The organism is Cupriavidus sp. 2KB_3 (genome assembly GCF_052115685.1).
Lineage (GTDB): Bacteria > Pseudomonadota > Gammaproteobacteria > Burkholderiales > Burkholderiaceae > Cupriavidus > Cupriavidus campinensis.
Window position 1 is genome coordinate 53,254 of the sequence record NZ_JBFRHD010000003.1, and the last position, 22,787, is coordinate 76,040.

Genomic DNA, 22,787 nt, shown 5'->3' on the forward strand with positions numbered 1-22,787 from the left:
TTACTCCTGCTGGGGCGCGCGGGGCGTGTGCCGCCCGCGCGTAGCCAGCCAGCAAAGGACGGAGCCGCCGCAGACCATCGACGCGCCCTGCCAGAACGAGAAGGAAAGCGGCGTTTGCAGCAGTGCCGCAGCCAGCGCGGCCGAGAGCACCGGAATGAAGTACGAGGCGCCGGCCAGCACCGTCACATTGCCATGCAGGATGCCGACGTTCCACGCCGCATAGCCAAAGCCCATCGCGCAGGCCGCCAGCGCCAGGTAGATGCCGCCGGCATAGCTGAACACCATGGTCTCGCCGTGCGTGAACAGGTATTTGCCCCACAGGGTGAGCGCCGTCAGCATGAAGAACAGCGTGATGGCGTTCCTGCCTTGCGCGATGCGGCTGGTCACCGTGCAATAGCCGGCCCAGATCACGGCGCCGGCGAACGCCAGGCCATAGCTTAGCGGGTTGTCCTGCACGTTGCGCGCCATCCCGCCCAGATCCCAGCCCTGCTCGCCGCCGAGCACTGACGCAATGCCGAGGATCGCCATCAGGAAGCCCGGCACGATCAACCAGTTGGCGCGCTGCCGGTTGAAGAGGATGGCGGCCAGCATCGTGAAGCTTGGCCAGAGATAGTTGACCATGCCGACCTCGATGGCCTGCCTGCCGCTGTTGGCATAGCCGATGGACAGCGACAGGCACAGCTCGTACGACACGAACAGCAGGCTGCCCCAGATCAGGTAGGCACGTGGCAGCGCGCGGATGCTGACGGCACCGACGGAGAGCCACAGCAGCCCCGAGGCCACCGTGTAGATCAGCGCCGCTCCGCCGGTGGCGCCAAAGCTTTGGCTGACGCCCCGGATCAGGCCGACGATCGAACTCCAGAGGAGGATCGCGACCAGCCCGATCAGCGTTGCCTGCTTTCTGCTATGCGTGACTGCCATGTGCTCGGGTACGACAATGTGGACGGTAGGAGCGGCATTCTAATCGGCCCGGGCCGGGCCTTGCCGAATTTGGCCGTCAGCCTGGGGGCATGGCGGCATGGAGGCGTAGAATCTCGCCCGTAGACGCCATCGAGAGACGTCACGTCATTGCCCATTGTTTGAGGAGATACAGTTGAAGCCGTCGCGCACCACCCTTGTGGCCCTGCTGCTGGGCATCGCCAGCACCGCCCACGCCGCCTACCCGGACCGTCCCATCAAGCTGATCGTGCCCTTCCCGCCCGGACAGGCCACCGACATCTTCGCGCGCGCCCTGGCGGAGAAGCTCGGCAAGCAGCTCGGCCAGTCCATCGTGGTGGAGAACCGTGCCGGCGCCGGCGGCAATATCGGCATGGAAGTCGCCGCGAAGGCCCCGGCCGATGGCTACACACTGGTCATGGGCGGCAGCGCGATGGCCATCAACCAGACGCTCTACAAGAAGATCAACTACGACCCGCGCCAGGACTTTGCGCCGGTCTCCGGGGTGTTCTCGGTGCCGCTGGTCTTCCTGGCCACGCCGCAATCGGGCTTCCAGTCATTGCATGAGCTGATTGCCAAGGCCAAGGCGGCACCGGGCAAGTACAGCTATGCCAGCGCCGGTATCGGGGGCACGCAGCACCTGTCCGCCGAAATGCTCAAGGCGCAGACCGGCGTGTTCATCGTGCATATTCCGTACAAGGGCAGCGGCCCGGCGCAGGCGGACTTCCTGGGCAACCAGATCCCGCTGATGGTGGATTCCGTGACCGCCGCCATGCCGCTGATCCAGTCCGGCAAGGCCGTGGCGCTGGCCGTGACCACGGCCAAGCGCGTGCCGCAGTTGCAATCGGTGCCAACCGTGCGCGAAGAAGGCGTGCCGGGCTTCGAGGCACTGGGATGGGCGGTGATGATGGCGCCAGCGGGCACGCCGCCGGCCATCGTCAACCAGCTCAACGCGGAGACGGTGAAGGCGCTGCAATCGCCGGAACTGCGCAAGTTCATCACCGACCGCGGCTCGGAGCCGATGCCGATGACCCCGGCCGAAACCGGCAAGTTCATCGACAGCGAGATCAAGAAGTGGTCGACGGTGGTGAAGCGGTCAGGGGCGACGGCGGACTGAAGGCCGTCGCCGCCTGACGGCGCCCCCCTCCCAAATCCAGGCAATCGCCCGGCAGTCATCAAGGCTGCCGGGCGATTTTCATTGTGGCGCGCCGGCCACCGCAACGAATACTGCCCCCACGGCTGTCCCCCACGGATTTCTAGGTAATAACCCTTGTCTACATCACAATACATCACAACATGATGTATCTTTCGGAACTCCAAAAACAGAGTCGGTTGTGTCGGCGCCTTGCGCGCCGTCCGATCCGCGCGCCCCCAAGGAGACCTCGCATGCGCAAACGCAAGCAGACAGATCTACTTTCAGGGCTGATGTTCGTTGTCGTCGGACTCAGCTTTTCCTTCGTTGCCCGTGGCTATTCCATGGGCACGGCCGCCAAGATGGGGCCGGGCTACTTCCCGTTCTGGCTCGGCATCGTACTGGCGCTGCTCGGCGCCGTGGTGGCAGCCGGATCCATGTCTCGCGAAGGCGAATCGGATCGCATGGCGCGCTGGGACATCAAGACGCTGCTGTGGATCCTGGGTTCCGTGGTCCTGTTCGGCCTGCTGCTGAAGCCGCTCGGCATGGTGCTGTCCGTCCTGGCGCTGGTGCTCGTCTCGTCGATGGCCAGCCATGAGTTCACGTGGAGGGGTGCCGCGCTCAATGCGGTGGTCCTCGTGGCGATCAGTACCGTGGCGTTCGTCTACGGCATCAACCTGCAGATGCCGGTGTGGCCGGCGTTCCTGACCAACTAGGAGTGATGGAATGGAGTTGCTCAGTCATCTCGCGCTCGGATTTTCCACGGCGCTCTCCCTACAGAACGTGGCCTATGCCTTCCTGGGCTGTGTACTGGGGACGCTGATCGGCGTGCTGCCGGGCCTGGGGCCGCTGGCGACCATCGCCATGCTGCTGCCCATCACCTACACGCTCCCGCCAGTGGCCGCGCTGATCATGCTGGCCGGCATCTACTACGGCGCGCAGTACGGCGGTTCCACCACCGCTATCCTGGTCAACCTGCCGGGTGAATCGTCAGCCGTGGTGACCACGCTGGACGGTTACCAGATGGCGCGCCGTGGCCGTGCCGGCGTGGCGTTGGCCACCGCCGGGCTCGGCTCTTTCTTCGCGGGTAGCGTCGCCACGCTGATCCTGGCCGCGTTTGCCACGCCGCTCTCCGAGCTGGCGTTCAAGTTCGGGCCGGCGGAGTACTTCTCGCTGATGGTGCTCGGTCTGATCGGCGCCGTGGTGTTGGCGTCGGGCTCGCTCGTCAAGGCGGTGGCGATGATCGTCCTTGGCCTGCTGCTCGGCCTGGTTGGCACGGACGTCAACTCCGGCGCCGCGCGGTTTTCGTTCGATGTGCCGGAACTGACCGACGGCATCAGCATTACTGCGCTGGCAATGGGCCTGTTCGGCTTTGCCGAAATCATCGCCAACCTGGAGCAGAAAGAACACCGCGAAACCTTCACGGACCGCGTCACCGGACTCTTCCCGAGCCGGGAGGACTTCCGGCGCATGATCCCGGCGGTGCTGCGCGGCACCATGCTGGGCTCGGCGCTGGGCATCCTGCCGGGCGGCGGTGCCTCGCTGGCCTCGTTCGCGGCGTACTCGCTGGAGAAGAAGACGTCGAAATACGCCCATGAGTTTGGCAAGGGCGCCATCGAGGGCGTGGCGGGTCCGGAATCGGCCAACAACGCTGCGGCGCAGACCTCCTTCATCCCGCTGCTGACGCTGGGCATTCCGCCCAACGCCGTGATGGCGCTGATGGTGGGTGCGATGACCATCCACAACATCCAGCCCGGCCCGCAGGTCATGACCAGCAACCCGGCGCTGTTCTGGGGGCTGATTGCTTCCATGTGGATCGGCAACCTGATGCTGGTGGTGCTGAACCTGCCGCTGATCGGCGTCTGGGTCAAACTCCTGACGGTACCGTATCGCTTCCTCTATCCAGCCATCCTGGTGTTCTGCAGCATCGGCGTCTACTCGGTCAACAACACGGTGTTCGATGTCTTCGCGGCGGCGGCTTGTGGCCTCATCGGCTACGTGTTCCATAAGCTGAAGTGCGAACCGGCGCCGCTGCTGCTCGGGTTCGTGCTCGGGCCGATGATGGAGGAGAACTTCCGGCGCACCTTGCTGCTGTCGCGCGGCGATTACACGGTGTTCACGTCGCGCCCGCTGTCGCTTGGCCTGCTGATGGCGGCCGCGGCGCTGGTGGCCGTGGTGGCGCTGCCCGCGATCAAGGCCAAGCGCGAGGAGGCATTCCAGGAGGAATGAGGCCAAGCGCGGCGGCGCCGTCGGGCGCTGTCCGTGCTGGTTATTTCTGGCGGTACTGGTTTTCCAGCAGCTCCACCAGCGCGACGATCAGCTGGTTGACCGGCGTTGGCACGCCCCGCGCGTTGCCACGCCGGACGATGGCGCCGTTGAGGGCCGCGATCTCGCTGGCGCGGCCCCGGGCAATGTCCTGCGCCATCGATGAGTACTGGCCAAGCGGGATCGTACGACGAATCCGTGCGAGCTGGCTGGCCGCCTCGAGGTCGATGTCGACGCCTTCGGCGCGCGCCACGGCCAGGCACTCCGCGATGAGGTTCCGCATCGCCTCCTCCGCGGATGCCACGCCGCGAATCTCGCCGTAGGGCAGATTGACGATCGCGGACAAGGCGTTGTAGGCGCAGTTCAGGATCAGCTTCTCCCAGAGCGGCCTCGCCACATTGGCCGAAACCACCGTTGGCACGCCAGCATCGTTGAACAGGCGCGCCACCAGCTCGCTGCCCTGCTCCGGCCCGATCACCAGATCACCCCGCCCGTGATGCCTGAGGTGCCCATCGCCGGCCATCTCGCTGGCCACGTAGACCGCGGCGGGTATTACCGGCCGGGCCAGTGCCTCCTCCAGCCGACCCGCATTGTCGATGCCGTTCTGCAGGGACACCACCAGCGCTTCGCGCTTCAGGTGGCTGCGGATCTCCTCGGCAACCTGCTCCGTGTCGACGGATTTCACGCAGACGAGCACGATGTCCGCATCCGCCACGGCCGCCACGTCGGGGCTCGCCGCGACGCCAACGCGCTCATCGAACCGAAGCGACTCGAATCGAAGGCCGCTCGCCCGGATGGCGTCGACATGCCGCGGCCTGCCGATCAGCACCACGTCCTGACCGGCCCGCGCCAGCATCCCGCCATAGAAGCAGCCCACCGCACCTGCGCCAATCACCGCGATTTTCATTTGATGTTCCTCGCATTGTTTGGAATTGCCTGCGCGGCAGACCGCCCTGCCGCGTGCCTTACTGCCGCTGCACCGTCTGCACGGCGTCAAAAATGACCTTCGCCACCTCGGCCGGCCGCGACTGCTGCGGCACGTGGCTGGTCGGCAGCGTGGTCACCTTCGCGCCGATCTTGCTGGCCATCTCGCGCTCCAGCGCCGGAGGGATCATCCGGTCGTTCTGGCTGACGATGTACCAGGACGGCCGCGTCTTCCACGCCGCAACGGTGGTCTTCTCGCCAAACGCCTTCGCCTGGATCGGGCCCTGCGTGGCCGCCATGACGCGCGCCCGCGCGGCCGGCACGTCCTGTGCGAAATCGCTGGCCAGCGCCTCGGGCGGCAGCGACAGGTAGCCCTCCGCATCGGCCACGATCTTGCCGATACCGGGTGCCGGCGGGTGTGCCTTGCCCACTTCCTCCGTGGACTGGCCCGCATCCGGCGCGAAGGCAGCCACGTAGACCAGCGCCGATACCTTGTCCGACGCGCCCGCCTCGGTAATCACCGTGCCGCCCCACGAATGGCCCACCAGCACGACCTTGCCGGGCTGGTTGTTGATGGCGCGGCGCGTGGCCGCCACGTCATCGCCCAGCGAATTGAGCCCGTTCTGCACGGCCTGCACCTTGACGCCCTTTGCCTGCAACAGCGGAATCACCTTGGCCCAGTCCGAGCCATCGGCAAACGCGCCGTGCACGATCACGACCGAGGTAGGGGCCTTCTCTGCTGCGTAGGCGGCCGAGCCGGCCGAGAGAGCGAGTGCTGCGACGGCCAGCGATGCAAGCGTGCGATTCAACATGTCGATCCTTTCAATGGGTGATGGGACACAGGAGACGGGCTGTGCGTGACGGCCGCCCGCCCTGCATGGATTGAAGCGCCCCCATGTATCGCCCCCATGTGATGAATGCGTGGATCGGCATGCCGATGTATCGGCGCGCACTCCGGATACAAACCGACACAAGGGCTCCGTGGCCAGAACCGCTCTACAGCGAGCCGGGATCGGCGCGCCATACTGCAAGGCAGAACAGGCGTTCCACACCTTTGCATTGGGCCGGCTGCAAGCGCAAAATCCCCCCACTTCATCTTTTCATTCCCGGGCGCGCCCCGCCTCCGGGAACCCACTCGTGCGCTTTGATCTCGTTGACCTGAAACTCTTCACGCATATCGCGGAGGCCAGCAGCCTCACTCGCGGCGCCGAACGTTCTCATCTCTCGCTCGCGGCGGCCAGCACCCGGATCAAGAATCTGGAGGAGCACGTGGGCGTGAAGCTGCTCAGCCGGAGCAGTCATGGCGTGAAGGTCACCGGCGCGGGGGAAACGCTGCTGGCCCATGCGCGGCGCGTGATCCGCCAGCTGGAACAGCTCAGTGGCGACCTTCAGGAATACGCATCCGGCGTGAAAGGCCACGTGCGAGTGTTCGCCAATACCACGGCGATGAGCGAGTACCTGCCGGCCGTGCTGCGGACCTATCTGGTGAATCATCCGGACGTGACGATCGACATGCAGGAGCGCCTCAGTCCGCACATTCTGCGCGCGGTCCAGGAGGGCGCCGTCGATATCGGCATCGTTGCAGGGAATTTCCGGGGCGAAGGGCTGGAGATGATGCCCTACCGCAATGACCGCCTGGTGCTGGCGGTGGCGCTCAGCCACCCGCTGGCGCAACGCAAGCGCGTGGGATTCATCGAGGCGCTGAAGTACGACATCATCGGCCTGCCCGAGGCCAGCGCCATCCACACCTTCCTGCAAGGCGCCGCCGCTGACCTCCAGCGCTCGCTGCGCTGGCGGGTGCAGGTCAGCAACTTCGAGACGGCCTGCCGGATGATCGAGGCGAACGTGGGCATCGGCGTGCTGCCGGAGAGCACCGCCATCCGGCACGCCAAGTCGATGGCGTTGAGCATCGTCCAGCTTGAGGACGACTGGGCGGAGCGCCGTCTCCAGATCTGCGTGGCGGATCTGGCTGCGCTACCGCTGTTCGCCCGCAAGCTGGTCGATCTGCTGGTCGAAGACGGCCAGGGCCGCCAGGACTAAGCGCCGCAGCGCCGCAGCGCCAGGGCACCTACCCCTGCCCGGCCAGCATTTCCCGCAGTTGGTGCTTAAGCAGCTTGCCGCTGGCGGTCTTCGGAATCGCGCCCAGGCGCAGGTAGCGCTCCGGACGCTTGTACGGCGACAGCCGGTCCATCACGAAGGCACGCAGCGCGTCGGCATCGAAGGTCTCGCCCTCCTTGATCTCGACGAAGGCCACCACTTCCTCGTTGCCGTCCGAGGTCGGCACGCCAACCACCGCCGACAACAGCACCGCCGGATGGGCGTTGAGCACCGATTCCACCTCGATCGGGTAGACATTGAAGCCCGAGCGGATGATCAGGTCCTTGGTCCGGCCGACGATGGTTAGCGCGCCGTCCGGCCCGAGCCGGCCAATATCCCCGGTATTGAGCCAGCCGTCCTCGCTGATGACCTGCCTGGTCAACTCCGGCGCCAGATAGTAGCCAAGCATGACACCCGGCCCCCGGACCCAGATCTCGCCCGGCGTGCCCGTCTCCACCGGCTGGCCATCCGCGCCGATCAGCCGCACTTCGGCCCCTTCCACAATCTCGCCCGCCGCGCAATCGCTGCGCGGACGATCCATATGCGTGACGAACAGCGAGCCGGCGTACTCGGTCATGCCGTAGCCGTGATGCAGCGGCTGGCCGAACATGCTTTCCACTTCCTGCTTGAGCGTGGGGTCGAGCGGCCCGCCACCGGTATACAGGTAGCGCAGCCGGGTGGAGGCCAGCCGCTGCACCCCGCCCGCCCGCAGATGGGCGAGGATGCGGTGGAACATCGTCGGCACGCCCTGCAGGATCGAAATCGCCCCCGCCTCGATGGCCTGCGTCACATCCGCCGCGTTGAAGCGGGACGACAGGTACAGGCTGGCGCCGGCCTGGAAGGTGGCCAGCAGCACCGTGCCCATGCCGAAGATGTGCGACATCGGCATGACCGCGTAGGCGCAGTCGTCAGGCACCATGCGCCGCGACGCCACGGTCACCCGCGCGAAATGCAGCAGGCCGCGATGCGACACCATCACCCCCTTCGGCTGGCCGGTGGTGCCCGAGGTGTAGATCAGCGCCGCCACTTCCTGCGCCAGCGCCGCCGGCACGCGCTCGCTGGTGGCATCCACCGCGCCCGCCATCAGCGGGCCCAGGCCCGGCGGCGCGGTTTCCCGGGCGCGGTAGGTCACGCCATGCCGCAGGGCATCGGGCGAGGCGCCATGGGTGAACAACATCAGCCGGGGCCGGCAATGCGCGCGGATCACCTCCACTTCCCGCTCGGAAAGCCGCGCATTGACCACCACCGGCCACGCGCCGATCTCCGACAGCGCGAAGAGCAGCGTCACCACGGACAGCGAATTCTCGGCGACGATCATCACCCGGTCGCCGCCGGCCACGCCCTGCGTGCGCAGGTACTGCTGCGCCGCCTCGATATCGGCCCAGAGTTCGCCATAAGACACAGTGCGCCCTTCCTCCACCACCGCCGGGCGGTCAGGCGTGGCGAGCGCCCAGTGACGGGGGATGTCGCTGATGCGTTGGGCGGGGGTTCGGTCCGAACACATGTCTGGGTCTTCCTCGATCAATGAAGGCTGGCTTGAGTGCCGCCAGTGTAGGGGCGGTGCATCGGGCATGCAACGGACAGGGCCGATTGCGGCTCAGATTGCCGCTCAGAACGAGCGCGGCAGGCCCAGGATGTGCTCCGCCACATAGGAGTAGATCAGGTTGGTGGAGATCGGCGCCACCTGGTACAGGCGCGTCTCGCGGAACTTGCGCTCGATGTCGTACTCGCAGGCGAAGCCGAAGCCGCCGTGGAACTGCAGACAGACGTTGGCCGCCTCCCAGCTGGCCTTGGCGGCCAGGTACTTGGCCATATTGGCCTGCGCGCCCATCGCCGCGTGCGCGTCGTACAGCTCGCAGGCTTTCCAGCGCATCAGGTTGGCGGCTTCCAGTTCGATGAACGACTCGGCAATCGGGAACTGCACGCCCTGGTTGCGCCCGATGGGCCGGTCGAAGACCTGGCGCTCGGTCACGTACTTGGTCACGCGATCCATGAACCAGTAGCCGTCGCCGATGCACTCGGCGGCGATCAGCGTGCGCTCGGCGTTCAGGCCGTCGAGGATGTACTTGAAGCCCTTGCCTTCCTCGCCGATCAGGTTCTCCTCGGGGATCTCCAGATCCTCGAAGAACAGCTCGTTGGTCTCGTGGTTGACCATGTTCGGGATCGGGCGCACCACCATCCCCTTCTTCTGGGCCTCGTGCAGGTCCACCAGGAAGATCGACATGCCCTCGCTCTTCTTCTTCACCTCGTCCAGCGGCGTGGTGCGGGCCAGCAGGATCATGAAGTCGCTGTGCTGCACGCGGCTGATCCACACCTTCTGGCCGTTGACCACGTAGCGGCCGTCCTTCTTGATGGCCCGGGTCTTGATCTTGGTGGTATCCGTGCCGGTGGTCGGCTCGGTCACGCCCATGGACTGCAGGCGCCACTCGCCCGAGGCGATCTTCGGCAGGTATTTCTGCTTCTGCGCGTCCGAGCCATGGCGCAGCAGCGTGCCCATGTTGTACATCTGGCCGTGGCAGGCGCCCGAGTTGCCGCCGCAGCGGTTGATCTCCTCCATGATCACCGAAGCTTCCGTCAGGCCGAGCCCCGAGCCGCCGTACTCCTGCGGAATCAGCGCCGCCAGCCAGCCGGCGTCGGTCAGCGCGTTGACGAAGGCTTCCGGGTAGCCCCGCTGCTCGTCGATCTTGCGGAAGTACTCGTCGGGAAACGCCGCACAGAGGCTGCGCACGGCGTCCCGGATTTCCTGGAAGTTATTCGATTGGGTCTGTTCGATCATGGTGCGTCTCCCGCTTTTGTTGGCGTCGCCATGCTCGCGAGGTTTGCCGTGCGGCGCAATCAACGTTTGCGGAACCGGGCCTTTGCCGGAGCAGAAGACAGCCCGCCAGGCCGCGCCGGGGGGCTGATTTCGCAACAGGCGAAGTCCACCATTGGCATTCTCAAATAGCGCCGGCGCGCAAATGCCAACATGCTCCAGCCCATACCCAAAAATGACAAACAGGAGACACGCCGGACATGGATGCCCACTCGCTGGCCGCCGCGCTGCGCGCCCTGATCCGCCCCGGCGACCGCATCTGGTGGGGCCAGGCCACCGCCGAGCCGCTTACGCTCACGCGGGCGCTGGTCGCCCATCGCCACGCCATCGCCCAGGGCGGACGGCTGGGTGTCTTTGTGGGCATCGGCCAGTCAGACACACTGCAGCCGGACCAGTCCGACGTGCTCGACTTCTTCGGCTACGCCGCCAGCGGCCCGCACCGCCAGCTGGCGCGCGCCGGCCTGCTGGACATCGTGCCGAGCCATTACTCGCACCTGCCCGGGCTGATCCGGGCGGGCACGCTACCGGTGGACGTGGCGCTGGTACAGGTCTCCCCCGCCGACGCGGCGGGCCGCCATAGCCTTGGGCTGGTGCACGAATACCTGCCCGCCGCGCTGGACCGGGCGCGCGTGATCATCGCCGAGGTCAACCCGGACGTCCCGTGGACGCACGGCAGCCGCTACCTGACCGCCGCTGACATCGCCCTGACCGTCGATGCGCAATTTGGCCCGATCGACCTCGAACGCGGCGCCCCCTCGGAAGTGGAACTGGCGATTGCCCGCCACATCGCCGGCCGGATCGAGGACGGCGCCACCCTGCAGATGGGCATCGGCAACCTGCCCGAAGCCGTGCTGGCGGCGCTGCACGGCCACCGTGACCTGGGGCTGCACAGCGGCGCCGTGGGCGACGGCATGGTGGCGCTGGCCGAGTCCGGCGCGCTGACGCACGCACGCAAGACCGTCGATACCGGCATCGGCATCGGCGGCATCCTGATGGGCAGCGCGCGCCTGCGCCGCTGGGCGCATCGCAACCCGCTGTTGCAGCTGCACGAGACCACCTACACCCACGACCCCGAGGTGCTGGCGCGCCAGCACAAGCTGGCGGCCATCAACGGCGCCATCGAGGTGGACCTGACCGGCCAGATCAACGCCGAGGTAGCCGGCGGCGTCTACATGGGCGCCGTGGGCGGCGCCGCAGACTTCCTGCGCGGTGCCGCGCGCAGCCACGGCGGCCTGCCGATCATCGCGTTGCCGGCCACCGCGAAAGGGGCCAACGCGAAAGGAGCCACCACCAAGGGCGCCAGCCGCATCGTCGCCCAGTTGTCCGGCCCGGTCAGCACAGCCAGGTCGGACGCCGGGTTGATCGTCACCGAATACGGCGTGGCCGATCTGCGCGGGCTGCCCCTGTCCCGGCGCGTGCGCCGCATGATCGACATCGCCGCGCCGGAACACCGCGAGGCGCTGGACCGCCAGGCCCACGCCCTGCTGCGCCAGTGCGGCGCCGCCTTCGCCACGGTGCCTGCCGCCGCCTGATCCCTATCGACATCCACCGATTTCCAAGATTTCCATCCCAGACCAGATCCACAGGAGACTCCCCATGCGCAGAGCCGCAATTGTTACCCCCGTCCGCACCCCGGTTGGCACCTTCGGCGGCAGCCTGCGCCCGGTGCCCGTCGAGGAACTGGCCGCCACCACCGTGCGTGCCGTGGTGGAGCGCAGCGGCATCGACCCCGCGCGCATCGACGATGTGGTGTTCGCCCAGTCCTACGCCAACAGCGAAGTCCCCTGCGTGGGCCGCTGGGCCGCGTTGCAGGCCGGCCTGCCGGTGGAAGTGCCGGGCATGCAGCTGGACCGCCGCTGCGGTGGCGGGCTCCAGGCCGTGGTCACGGCGGCGATGATGGTGCAGAGCGGCGCCGCCGACGTGGTCATCGCGGGCGGCGTGGAGAGCATGAGCAATATCGAGTACTACACCACCGATATGCGCTGGGGCGCGCGCTCCGGCAATGTCCGCTTCTATGACCGGCTCGACCGGGGCCGCGAGCGCTCCCAGCCGGTGTCACGCTTCGGCGAGATCTCCGGGATGATCGAAACCGCCGAGAACCTGGCGCGCGACTACGGCATCAGCCGCGAAGCCGCGGACGCCTTCGCGCTGCGCAGCCACCAGCGCGCCACCGCCGCGTGGGAAGCCGGCCGCTTCGACGCCGAGATCGTTCCCGTCTCCGTGCCGCAACGCAAGGGCGAGGCCCTGCGCTTCGCGCGTGACGAGGGCTATCGTCCCGAATCCACCACCGAATCCCTCGGCAAGCTGCGCGCGCTGATGCCGGGCGGCACGGTGACCGCCGGCAACGCCAGCCAGCAGAACGACGCCTCCGCCGCCTGCCTGATCGTGGCCGAAGACAAGCTGGCCGCGCTGGGCCTGACGCCAATGGCCACGCTGGTCGGCTGGGCCGCCGCCGGCTGCGAGCCCTCGCACATGGGCATCGGTCCGGTGCCGGCGGTGAAGAAGCTGCTGGCCCGCCTGAACCTGCGGCTGGACCAGATGGACCTCGTCGAGCTCAACGAAGCCTTCGCCTGCCAGGTGCTGGCCGTGCTCAAGGGCTGGGACTGGCAGGACCAGGCCGAGATCGACAGCAAGCTCAACGTCAACGGATCGGGCATCTCGCTCGGCCATCCGATTGGCGCCACGGGCGTACGCATCCTGACCACGCTGCTGCACGAACTGCAACGCCGGGGCGGCCGCTACGGCCTGGAAACCATGTGCATCGGCGGCGGCCAGGGCATTGCGGCCGTTTTCGAGCGCTACTGACAACAAGAAGGATGAAGGAGACAACCATGCACACATCATTTCGACTTCGACGGACATTGCTTTCGGGCCTGATCCTTGGCGCCGCCCTGCTGGGCGCGGGCCCCGCCGCGGCCCAGTCCAACCCGCCGGTCCGCCTGGTGGTGGGCTACGCGGCCGGCGGCCCGGCTGACCAGGGCGCGCGGCTGTTCGCCGCCGCGCTCGGCAAGGCCCTCAACGCCACGGTGGTGGTGGACAACAAGCCCGGCGCCAACGCCACGCTGGCGGGCAACGAGGTCGTGCGCGCGAAGCCCGACGGCACCACGCTGTGGTTCGCGGCCAGCGCCGCCATCACGGTGGCGCCCAACATCATGAAGCGCATGCCGTTCGACCCGGCCAGGGACCTCACGCCGATCGCGCCGGTGGCGCGCTACTACAACATGCTGGTGGTCAACAACAGCGAGCCGTTCACCTCCACCAAGGAACTGGTCAGCTACGCCAAGGCGCATCCGGGCAAGCTCAGCTATGGCTCGTCGGGCGTGGGCAGCTCCAACCACGTGGCCGCCGCGCTGTTCGCACGGCAGGCCAACGTCGAGCTGAACCACATCCCGTACAAGGGCAATGCGCCGGCCATGACGGACACCATCGGCGGGCAGATCGACATGTTGTTCGACATCATCAGCACCGCCAGCGGCTACGTGCACGGCGGCAAGGTCCGCGCCATCGCCGTGGGCTCGCCCAACCGCAGCACGGCCCTGCCCAACGTGCCCACCTTCCGCGAATCCGGCATTGCCGGCCTGAAGGACTACGAGGCCGGCGGCTGGTACGGCATCTACGCGCCCAAGAGCCTGACGCCCGAGGTCGCCCAGAAGCTGACCGCCGCCGTGAAGCACGCCGTGGCCGACCCGGACCTGCGCAAGCGCTACGCCGAACTGGGCTACGAGCAGTGGAACGGCACCACCGAGGATCTCGTCAACACCGCCGCACGCGAGCGCACCCAATGGGCCAGCGTGCTGCAGGGCGTGACACTTGACTGACCGAGACGAAGCAAAGGACGACCAACCATGATCCGCGATAACGACACCCTCGAAGCCCTGCTCGACAGCGTGCGCCGCTTTGTGCGCGAGCGGCTGGTCCCGGCCGAGGCGCTCGTGGCCGAGACCGACGAGATCCCCCAGGACATCGTGCAGGACATGCGCGAGATGGGCCTGTTCGGCATGACCATTCCAGAACGCTTCGGCGGCCTGGAGTTGACCATGGAGGAAGAGGCCCGCGTGGTGATGGAGCTGTGCCAGACCGCACCGGCCTTCCGCTCGCTGCTGGGCACCACGGTTGGCATTGGCTCGCAGGGCATCCTGATGGATGGCACCCCCGAGCAGCAGGCCGCGTGGCTGCCCCGGCTGGCCACGGGCGAGATCCTCGCCTCCTTCGCGCTGACCGAGCCGGATGCCGGCTCGGACGCCGGCTCGCTGCGCACCGCCGCCGTGCGCGATGGCGACGACTACGTGGTCAACGGCACCAAGCGCTTCATCACCAACGCGCCGCAGGCCGGCATGTTCACGCTGATGGCGCGCACCGATCCGTCGATCAAGGGCTCGGCCGGCGTCTCGGCCTTTATCGTCGATGCGAAGACGCCGGGCATCAGCTTCGGCAAGCGCGACGTGAAGATGGGCCAGAAAGGCACCCACACCTGCGACGTGATCTTCGAGAACGTGCGCGTGCCGGCCGCCAACCTGATCGGGCTCAAGGAAGGCCAGGGCTTCAAGACCGCCATGAAGGTGCTGGACAAGGGCCGCCTGCATATCTCGGCCGTCAGCGTGGGCGTGGCAAAGCGCGTGCTGCGGGATGCGCTCAACTACGCCGTCGAGCGCCAGCAGTTCGGCCAGCCGATCTGCGACTTCCAGCTGATCCAGGCCATGCTGGCAGACAGCCAGGCCGAACTCTACGCCGCCGAGTGCATGGTGATCGACGCCGCACGCCGCCGCGACGAAGGCCGCAACGTCTCCACCGAAGCCTCCTGCTGCAAGCTGTTCGCCACCGAGATGGTGGGCCGCGTGGCAGACCGCGCGGTGCAGATCCTGGGCGGCGCGGGCTATATCGCCGAGTACGGCATCGAGCGCTTCTACCGCGACGTGCGCCTGTTCCGCCTCTACGAAGGCACCACGCAGATCCAGCAGGTCATCATCGCCCGCAACATGATCCGCGACGCGCGCAACGGCTGAGCCCCATGACCACACCCCAAGCCCAAACCCACCCCGACCTGCCCCGCCCGTCCCCGCAGACCGGCGCCCTCAGCCACCTGCGCGTGCTGGACCTCTCGCGCGTGCTCGCCGGCCCCTGGTGCACCCAGAACCTGGCGGACATGGGCGCCGACGTCATCAAGATCGAGAAGCCAGCCGAAGGCGACGACACCCGCCTCTGGGGCCCGCCCTACCTCGCCGGCGATGACGGCCCGACCGCGCAGGCCAGCTACTTCGCGGCGTGCAACCGCAACAAGCGCTCGGTGACCGTGGACATGTCCACGCCCGAGGGCCAGGCCATGATCCGCGAGCTGGCCAAGCAGAGCGACGTGGTGGTCGAGAACTTCAAGACCGGCGGCCTCAAGCGCTACGGGCTCGACTACGAGACCCTGAGCGCGCTGAACCCGCGCCTGATCTACTGCTCGATCACCGGCTTCGGCCAGACCGGCCCGTACGCGGCGCGCCCCGGCTACGACCTGCTGGTGCAGGCCATGAGCGGGCTGATGAGCATCACCGGCCATGCGGACGGCGAGCCCGGCGGCGGCCCGATGAAGGTGGGCGTGGCCGTGATCGACCTGTTCACGGGCATGTACGCCACCACGGCCATCCTCGGCGCGCTGGAAGCCCGCCACCACACCGGGCGCGGCCAGTGCATCGACGTGGCGCTGCTGGACGTGGCCATGGCCGTGCTGGCCAACCAGGGCGCCGGCTTCCTGAACGCGGCCAACGTGCCCACGCGGCAGGGCAACGTGCACCCCAGCGTGGTGCCCTATCAGGACTTCCCCACGGCGGACGGCAACATGCTGCTCGCCATCGGCAACGACGGCCAGTTCTCCCGCTTCTGCGAGGCCGCCGAGGTGGATTGGGCGACGGACGCGCGCTTTGCCACCAACAGCGCCCGCGTGACCCACCGCAAGACCCTGATCCCGATGATGGTGGCGGTCACGCGCGGCCGGCCCACCAACGACTGGATCCGCCTGCTGGAAGCCAGGTCCGTGCCGTGCGGCCCCATCAACAACGTCGAGCAGGCATTCGCCGACCCCCACGTGCAGCACCGTGGCCTGCAAGTCGAGCAGGCGCGCTACCGCGCCGACGAACCGCGTGCCGGCGACCCGGTCAGCCGCGTGCGCACCACGGCCAGCCCGCTGCGGCTTTCGGACACGCCCACCACGCTGCGCTACGCGCCGCCCGCGCTCGGCCAGCATACGGAGGAGGTGCTGCGCGACTACCTGAAACTCGCCCCGCAGGACGTGGCGGCACTGCGGGCCAAGGGCGTGGTGTAGGCGGGTCTCGCTCGAACGCCCCCCTCAGGCGCCCTTGACCTGGGCGATCACCACCAGGATCACCGCCGCATTCCCCGGCTGCTGGGTCTGGGAATACGCGGCGCGGGCGTGGCCGGCCTTGTCACCCAGCACCTCGGCGAAAAGGTCGGAAGCGCCATCGAGCACCGCCGGCTGGTCGAAGGACCCCGGCGCGCTCGTCACATGGCCTTCCAGCCGGACGATGTGGTCGAGCTGCTCGAATCCGCCCAGATGCGCATGGATCTGCGCCAGCACGTTCAGCGCCGCCAGTTCGGCGGCCTGCCGGCCCTGCGCCACGGTCAGGTCCTTGCCGACCTGGCCCTGCCAGACCACCTTGCCGTCCTGCAACGGCAGCTGGCCGGAGATGAACAACAGGTCACCGGCCCGGCTGACGGCGGTATAGCTGCCCAGCGGCTGCGGGGGCGGCGGCAGCTTCAGGCCGCGCGCCGCGAGTCTCGATTCCACGGTCATGGTCGCTCCTATATAGATAAGGCGGTTTGTCTGAGAGCCACTATAGGAGCGCGCGATGTGCCGATAAACCGGCCCGACGGAACTTGATTTGATACACGGCGGAACAAGTCGGCTGGGCTGGCCTAGCACGGCGCACATCGCGATTTACTTCCGTTCGTTACCGAACACAAAAATGTTCCCTTTGGCATTTTTATCATCTATCCCAGAGGAGATTCCCGGCCACAAGGAGCCCGCTACCGGCTTGCTCGTGTAGGCCGGCCATCACAAATGGAGCATGCACCATGAGCAACGACAAGCGTTTCTGCGCCGGCTTCCCGCTGACCAACGGCGTGCCCGGCAAGATAGCCATGTTGACCGGCAAACGCTGGCAACCGGGCACTGCACTCACCATCCGCTTCCTGTCCGGCTCCCGCACGCTCCAGGACCGCGTGATGAACGCCGCCAATATCTGGCTGCAATTCGCCAACCTCCAGTTCGATCTCCGGGACAGCGGCCCGACCGACATCCGCATCGACTTCCTCGAAGGCAAGGGCTCGTGGTCGTTCATCGGCACCGACGCCCGCCAGATTCCCGAGCCGCAGCCGACCATGAACTACGGCTGGTTCACCGAAGACACCGAGGAAGACGAGATCCTGCGCGTGACCCTGCACGAGTTCGGCCACGCCATCGGGTTGATTCACGAGCACCAGAATCCGCTCAACGCCATCCAGTGGAACCGCGAGCAGGTGATCCACGACCTGTCCGGGCCGCCGAACAACTGGGACAAGACCACCATCGAGAACAATATGTTCGCGGCGTTCAATCCCGATGACGTGGCCGGCACGGCGGTGGACCCGACCTCGATCATGATGTACCCGATCCCGGCCACGTGGACGCTGAACGGCGTGACGGCGGGCATGAATTCGGCCTTGTCCGAGTCCGACAAGGACTTCATCCGGCAGGCCTATCCGCAGTAGCGCCTGCCTGCCGCACCATGAATGCCGACGACCGCGCCATCCTGATCGGGATCAATCATTACCCGCAGCTGGGCGAGCCGGGCGCGGACGCGAATCTCCAGGGGCCCGCCAATGATGTCGATGCCGTGAAGGCGTGGCTGATGGACCCCAACGGCGGCGCCTTCGCCAGCGAAGACCAGATTCAGGTGATCAAGTCCCGCCTGACCGAGGCGGGCGACACCGCGCTGCCGACCACCGACGAGATCGAGACCGCCTTCGGCCAGCTCAACGCCATCGCCCGGCAGAACCAGGCCCAGCGGCGCGGGCTGCGGGTGGGCCGCCGGCTGTACATCTTCGTCTCCGGCCACGGCTTCTCGCCGGGGCGCGAGCGCGGCTGCCTGTTCGCGGCCAATGCCAGCGCCACGCTCGGCACCTTCAACGTGCACGCCACGGGCTGGCTGAACTGGCTGCAGGACGCCGGCTACTTCCGCGAGTTCGTGCTGTGGATGGACTGCTGCATGAACCGGGTCTCCTTCCTGCAACCGCGCGACCCGCAACTGTCCCCGGTGCAGGCCACGGACCCGCCGGCGGCCACCTTCGTCGCCTTTGCGGCGCAGCGCCCGCTCAAGGCCATCGAGATCGGCATTCACGAAGATGGCGACAAGATCCACGGCGCCTTTACCTGGGCGCTGCTGCAGGGGCTGCGCGGGGCGGCGTCCGACGCCAACGGGCGCGTCACCGGGCGCAGCCTGGCGGACTGGCTGCGCAACGCCCTCTGCGCCCGCATGACGCCGGCGCATCTGCGCGACGGCGACGTGGCCAAGGAGCCGGAGATCGTGCAGGAGGATGCCGGGCTGATTTTCGCGCGCGGCGTGGCGCCGCCGCGCTACACGGTCACGCTCACCCTGCCGCCCGAAGCCGCCGGCAAGCCGCTGCGGCTGTGGTCCGGCATACCGCCCCGCGCGGAGGCGATGCCGGCACAGCCCGCCATGACCTTGCCGCTGACGCCCGGCCTGTACGTGGTGGAGGTGCCGGAGGCCGGCCTCCGGCAGGGGTTCGAGGTCACCAACGATGCGTCGATTGCCATCACGGCCACCGGCCCGCCCGTCACGCCGGCCCCCGACGGCACGATGTTCCCGCTCGACATCGACCCGGCCGACCCCGCCGCCGAGATCTTCGTGATCGACAGCCGCTTCTCGCTGGTGGATAACGGCATGTCGAAGCTCTCCACGCCGCTGCCATTCGGCCTCTTCAAGATCAAGACCCGGATCGGGCGCAGCCTGGCGCAGCACGTGATCCTGCTCGACAGTGGCCGGCCGCCGCTGCCCGCCGCGCAGATCGCCAAACCCGCCTCGTCGGTGCTGCCGCCGGTGGGCCTGCCCGAGGACGGCGCCCAGGAGCGCGACCGGCAGACGGCGCTGGCCACCGCACTGCGCCTGCTGCGCGAGAGCGACGGCAAGCAGGCCACGCTGATGGTCATGGCGCGCGCCGCGAGCAGCGCCGAGGTGCCGCAGCGGAACATCGCGCCCTGGCGGGACGTGCAGGTGGTGGATGCCGACGACAACCTCGTCATCAGCATGGAGCGCGGCAGCGCGCGCAACACCGATGCGGACTCCCACGCCTGCGCCGTGCAGGCGGTGCCGCCTGGCGTGTACTACCTGCGGCAGAAGGTGGACAACGGCCCGGTCATCGAACAAAGCCTGATCGCCTGCGAATCCTGGGGGCTGGAAGCCTACATCCTGCGCCGCACGCAGCCCGGCGAGCAGGCGCCCAGCGCGCGGCCCCGGGTGTCGCTGATGATGCGGCGGCCAGACCAGCAGCCGGACGCCGCGCTGGAGAAGATCATCGAGACCGCCCGGCTGGCGCTGGCCGACGAGCGGCGCATCCTGAGCCGGGAACTGGAGGACATCCTGCTGCGCGACTGCACCAACCCGATTGGCGGCCTGATTGGCGGCCATCTGCTGCTAGTGGAGCGCGACCGCGACCCCGGCCGTGACATCTCCCTGCTCGACGTGGTGGTGACGCGCCTGCGCAAGCTGGTGGGCGATAGCCATCCCGATGTGGCCGCGCTCGGCCAGCAATGCGCGACGGCGAGCCTGCGGCGCTTCGCCCCCCTGACCGGCCCGCCGATGTTCCAGCGCAGCTGGAAGCTGCTGGTGGCGGCGGCCCAGCGGCGGGAGGACTGGATTCCCGAGGCGATGTGGCGGCGCGTGGTGGCGCAGACCGCCCTGCCGCCGCTGATGGTCTGGGCGGCGGACGACAGCGTGCGCCAGACCGCCACCGAGAGCCTGCGTACCGTACCGGCCCGCGCACTCCGCGCGAGCGTACCGCCTGCGGGCCTGCGGGTGCTGACGGCCTGAACGGGAAAGAGGGAGAGAGGGAGGAAGGGAGGGAACCGATACCCCGGGCAGACCCCGCCCCCCCGCCTCGGGGAGGTCTGAAGCCGGCATCCGGCGCCATGATCGCGCATCGCTCGACTGCGCTGACACGGAGACCGGAATGCTACGCAATACCTTCCTGACGCGGTGGCTGGCCGCCGCCATCCTGCTGGGTGCCCTGCCCGCCACGGCGCCCACCCCGGCCCATGCCGAGTACCCCGAACGGCCGGTCAGGATCGTGTCGGTAACCAGCGCCGGCACCGGCATTGACGACTACACCCGCCTGCTCGCCAAATATCTCCACAAGAAGGCCGGGCGCAGCTTCATCGTCGAGAACAAGCCCGGCGCCAACACCATGATCGCCGCGGACTATGTGGCCAAGTCGGCGCCAGACGGCTACACGCTGCTGTTCGCGTCGGCCTCCACCATGGCGGCCAACCCCTATCTGTTCAAGTCGATGCCCTATAGCCCGCGCGACTTCGTGCCCGTGGCGCGCCTCTCCACCGTGCCCGTGGCGCTGGTGGTGTCGGCAAACTCGCCCTACCGCAGCGTGGCCGATCTGACCGCCGCCGCGCGGGCCAAACCGGGCGCGCTCAACTACGGCACCAGCAGCGCCGGCTACCGGGTGATGCTGGCCGCTTTCAACGACGCCGCCGGCATCCGCACCCAGGACGTGCCCTACAAGGCCATGGCCAACCTGCTGCCCGACCTGCTCGGCGGCACGCTGGACTTCACCGTGCTGGAGATCTCCGCCGCCGTGCCGATGATCGAATCGCGCAAGATGCGCGCGCTGGCCGTAATGAGCGACCGCCGCGTGCCGGCCATGGCCGATGTGCCGACCATGGCCGAAGCCGGCTTGCCGGCCATCTCCCTGGTCAGCTGGACCGGCCTGTTCGCGCCCCGGGGCACGCCGCCCGAGGTACTGGACAAGCTCCAGGCCTGGACGCTCGAATTCGTCAACTCGCCGGAAGCCGCCGCCCATCACGCGCAGCGCGGCACCAATCCCTACCCGGCGCCGGGCGCGCAGCTGGCCAAAGGCATCGTCGAGGACCAGGCCTACTGGCAGCGCATGATCAAGCTCGCGGGGATTCAGCCCGAGTGAGCGAGGTCAAGGCAGCCCCGCGCTCGGCAAAGCGGGCGTACTCGTCCGGCGGCACGAACAGGCCGCCGGTGGTCCACACCAGATGGGTGGCCTGCGGCAGCACCGCGTCCAGCCCGTGCCGGGCAAGGTAGGCGCGGCCGGCGGCGCTGTCCGTCAGCATGCGCGGCCCGCTGAAGCCGGCGGCGGCGGACGGCTCGATGCGCAGCCCTTCCGCCTCGCGCACCCGGTGCAGGTCCTGGAACAGCCGCTCGTCCGGCACCGTGCACACCCCGGCCAGCAGCGGACCCATGGCCGCTGCGGCCAGTTCGGAGGCGCGCGGCACGGCCAGCCCATCGGCCTCGGTGCGATTGGTCAGGCCCACGTCATAGACCGAGGCGCCGGGCGCCAGCATCTCCACCAGAAAACACGGCGACTGGGTCGGCTCGACAAAGCACGCATGCACGTGCGGGCCGTACAGCTGCCAGAGCCCGAAGGCGATGCCAGCCGGCGCGCCGCCCACGCCGCACGGCAGGTAGACGAACAGCGGATGGTCGGCATCCACGCGCAGGCCGGCCGCTTCGAACTGATCGTGCAGATGCAGCGCGGCGGCGCTGTAGCCCAGCAGCAGCGAGAGCGAGCGCTCGTCATCGACGAAATAGCTGTAGGGGTCGCCCTCCGCCTCGCGCCGGCCAGCGGCCACCGCCGCCGCATAGTCGCCCGTGTGCTCCACCACCTCCACGCCGCGCGCGCGCAGCCGCGCCTTTTTCCATGCCTTGGCGTCGGCGGACATATGCACAGCCGCCCGGAAACCCAGCGCCGAGGCCATCACGCCAATGCTCAGGCCCAGGTTGCCGGTGGAGCCCACCGCCACCTGATAGCGGCCGAACAGCGCGCGCGCCGGGGCGTCGGCCAGCACGCGGTAGTCGCCGTCCACGTCGACCAGCCCGTGGCGCAGCGCCAGCGTCTCGGCGAATTCGAGTACCTCATGGATACCGCCGCGCGCCTTGATCGACCCGGCCACGGGCAGGCTGTGGTCGGCCTTGATCCACAACGAGCCGTGCCGCGTGGGCAGCCCGAGCGCCTGCTGCATGCCCGGTGCGCCCAGCAGGTCCGATTCGATCCGCCCAGCGCTGGCCTCCAGCTCCGGGAACAGCCGCGCCAGCAGCGGGGCGAAGCGGGCGAAGCGCGCCTGCGCCGCCTGCATATCAGCTAGACTAATGCGCCGCCCATCCACCACGGTCTGGACGTCGGCCTGCACGCTGCGGTGCGGATTCGTCCACATCAGCGGGCGGGCGGCTTGCAGGTCGGCCAGCAAGGCCGCCGAGATCGAGGACAGGTGGAGCGTCATGGCTAATGGGACCGATGGAATGGGGGGAAAGACCGCTCATTGTTGACGCCCCCGCCCCGCCCGACAAACCATTTGTACTGATCGCC

19 protein-coding genes are annotated in these 22,787 nt (G+C 68.0%); 12 read left to right on the forward strand and 7 right to left on the reverse strand.

The window, feature by feature from the left end; genetic code table 11:
• Positions 1-921: an aromatic amino acid DMT transporter YddG gene (gene yddG / locus AB4120_RS03550; protein WP_149139127.1), complete on the reverse strand. Its 921-nt coding sequence runs from the start codon at positions 919-921 to the stop codon at positions 1-3.
• A gap of 172 nt (positions 922-1,093) precedes the next feature.
• Between yddG and AB4120_RS03555 the strand changes: the two genes are divergently transcribed.
• The 3 genes from AB4120_RS03555 (at position 1,094) to AB4120_RS03565 (ending at position 4,297) form a co-directional block, all read left to right on the forward strand.
• Complete coding sequence (locus AB4120_RS03555; RefSeq protein ID WP_149139126.1) at positions 1,094-2,053, forward strand: Bug family tripartite tricarboxylate transporter substrate binding protein; 960 nt, start codon at positions 1,094-1,096, stop codon at positions 2,051-2,053.
• A gap of 269 nt (positions 2,054-2,322) precedes the next feature.
• On the forward strand, positions 2,323-2,784 hold the full coding sequence (locus AB4120_RS03560; protein ID WP_149139125.1) for a tripartite tricarboxylate transporter TctB family protein: 462 nt from the start codon (positions 2,323-2,325) through the stop codon (positions 2,782-2,784).
• 10 nt (positions 2,785-2,794) lie between these two features.
• Positions 2,795-4,297 (forward strand): tripartite tricarboxylate transporter permease, encoded by a 1,503-nt coding sequence (locus tag AB4120_RS03565; RefSeq protein ID WP_149139124.1) that lies wholly within the window; start codon positions 2,795-2,797, stop codon positions 4,295-4,297.
• 40 nt (positions 4,298-4,337) lie between these two features.
• Here the strand turns inward: AB4120_RS03565 and AB4120_RS03570 are convergent, their stop codons facing one another.
• Positions 4,338-5,240, reverse strand: a complete 903-nt coding sequence (locus AB4120_RS03570; protein WP_149139123.1) for a ketopantoate reductase family protein — start codon at positions 5,238-5,240, stop codon at positions 4,338-4,340.
• Between the two features lie 58 nt (positions 5,241-5,298).
• The gene (locus tag AB4120_RS03575) at positions 5,299-6,069 is read right to left on the reverse strand and encodes an alpha/beta fold hydrolase (RefSeq protein WP_441641850.1); all 771 of its coding nucleotides are present in this window, start codon (positions 6,067-6,069) and stop codon (positions 5,299-5,301) included.
• 325 nt (positions 6,070-6,394) lie between these two features.
• On the opposite strand from AB4120_RS03575, the gene AB4120_RS03580 reads away from it, so the two are divergent.
• Positions 6,395-7,297, forward strand: coding sequence for a LysR family transcriptional regulator (locus AB4120_RS03580; protein WP_149139122.1), 903 nt, complete (start codon positions 6,395-6,397; stop codon positions 7,295-7,297).
• Between the two features lie 28 nt (positions 7,298-7,325).
• On the opposite strand, the gene AB4120_RS03585 is transcribed toward AB4120_RS03580, so the two are convergent.
• Together AB4120_RS03585 and AB4120_RS03590 are read right to left on the reverse strand one after the other, a co-directional pair.
• Positions 7,326-8,858 (reverse strand): class I adenylate-forming enzyme family protein, encoded by a 1,533-nt coding sequence (locus tag AB4120_RS03585; RefSeq protein ID WP_441641851.1) that lies wholly within the window; start codon positions 8,856-8,858, stop codon positions 7,326-7,328.
• A gap of 105 nt (positions 8,859-8,963) precedes the next feature.
• A complete protein-coding gene (locus AB4120_RS03590) occupies positions 8,964-10,130 on the reverse strand; it encodes an acyl-CoA dehydrogenase family protein (RefSeq protein WP_144197017.1) in 1,167 nt (388 codons plus the stop codon).
• Positions 10,131-10,366: 236 nt separating this feature from the next.
• On the opposite strand from AB4120_RS03590, the gene AB4120_RS03595 reads away from it, so the two are divergent.
• From AB4120_RS03595 to AB4120_RS03615, 5 genes are all read left to right on the forward strand, one after another.
• Positions 10,367-11,698, forward strand: coding sequence for an acetyl-CoA hydrolase/transferase family protein (locus tag AB4120_RS03595; protein ID WP_441641852.1), 1,332 nt, complete (start codon positions 10,367-10,369; stop codon positions 11,696-11,698).
• 64 nt (positions 11,699-11,762) lie between these two features.
• Positions 11,763-12,971 carry an acetyl-CoA C-acetyltransferase gene (locus AB4120_RS03600; protein ID WP_149139121.1) on the forward strand — a complete coding sequence of 403 codons (1,209 nt, stop codon included), beginning with the start codon at positions 11,763-11,765 and terminating at the stop codon, positions 12,969-12,971.
• A gap of 26 nt (positions 12,972-12,997) precedes the next feature.
• On the forward strand, positions 12,998-13,984 hold the full coding sequence (locus AB4120_RS03605) for a Bug family tripartite tricarboxylate transporter substrate binding protein (RefSeq protein ID WP_149139120.1): 987 nt from the start codon (positions 12,998-13,000) through the stop codon (positions 13,982-13,984).
• A gap of 27 nt (positions 13,985-14,011) precedes the next feature.
• Positions 14,012-15,169, forward strand: coding sequence for an acyl-CoA dehydrogenase family protein (locus AB4120_RS03610; protein ID WP_441641853.1), 1,158 nt, complete (start codon positions 14,012-14,014; stop codon positions 15,167-15,169).
• Between the two features lie 5 nt (positions 15,170-15,174).
• Entirely contained in the window at positions 15,175-16,470 is a 1,296-nt protein-coding gene (locus AB4120_RS03615) for a CaiB/BaiF CoA transferase family protein (RefSeq protein WP_441641854.1), read from the forward strand.
• A gap of 24 nt (positions 16,471-16,494) precedes the next feature.
• Here AB4120_RS03615 and AB4120_RS03620 read toward each other — a convergent pair whose 3' ends face one another.
• The gene (locus tag AB4120_RS03620) at positions 16,495-16,959 is read right to left on the reverse strand and encodes a RidA family protein (RefSeq protein WP_149139119.1); all 465 of its coding nucleotides are present in this window, start codon (positions 16,957-16,959) and stop codon (positions 16,495-16,497) included.
• A 281-nt stretch (positions 16,960-17,240) separates the two neighbouring features.
• Between AB4120_RS03620 and AB4120_RS03625 the strand changes: the two genes are divergently transcribed.
• The 3 genes from AB4120_RS03625 to AB4120_RS03635 all read left to right on the forward strand — a co-directional run bounded on the left by AB4120_RS03625 (position 17,241) and on the right by AB4120_RS03635 (position 21,374).
• The gene (locus AB4120_RS03625) at positions 17,241-17,915 is read left to right on the forward strand and encodes a matrixin family metalloprotease (protein ID WP_149139118.1); all 675 of its coding nucleotides are present in this window, start codon (positions 17,241-17,243) and stop codon (positions 17,913-17,915) included.
• 17 nt (positions 17,916-17,932) lie between these two features.
• Positions 17,933-20,254 carry a caspase family protein gene (locus tag AB4120_RS03630; protein ID WP_149139117.1) on the forward strand — a complete coding sequence of 774 codons (2,322 nt, stop codon included), beginning with the start codon at positions 17,933-17,935 and terminating at the stop codon, positions 20,252-20,254.
• Between the two features lie 139 nt (positions 20,255-20,393).
• The gene (locus tag AB4120_RS03635; RefSeq protein WP_149139116.1) at positions 20,394-21,374 is read left to right on the forward strand and encodes a Bug family tripartite tricarboxylate transporter substrate binding protein; all 981 of its coding nucleotides are present in this window, start codon (positions 20,394-20,396) and stop codon (positions 21,372-21,374) included.
• Here the strand turns inward: AB4120_RS03635 and AB4120_RS03640 are convergent.
• A complete protein-coding gene (locus AB4120_RS03640; protein WP_149139115.1) occupies positions 21,346-22,701 on the reverse strand; it encodes a D-serine ammonia-lyase in 1,356 nt (451 codons plus the stop codon). The genes AB4120_RS03635 and AB4120_RS03640 overlap by 29 nt on opposite strands.
• Positions 22,702-22,787 lie beyond the last annotated feature (86 nt).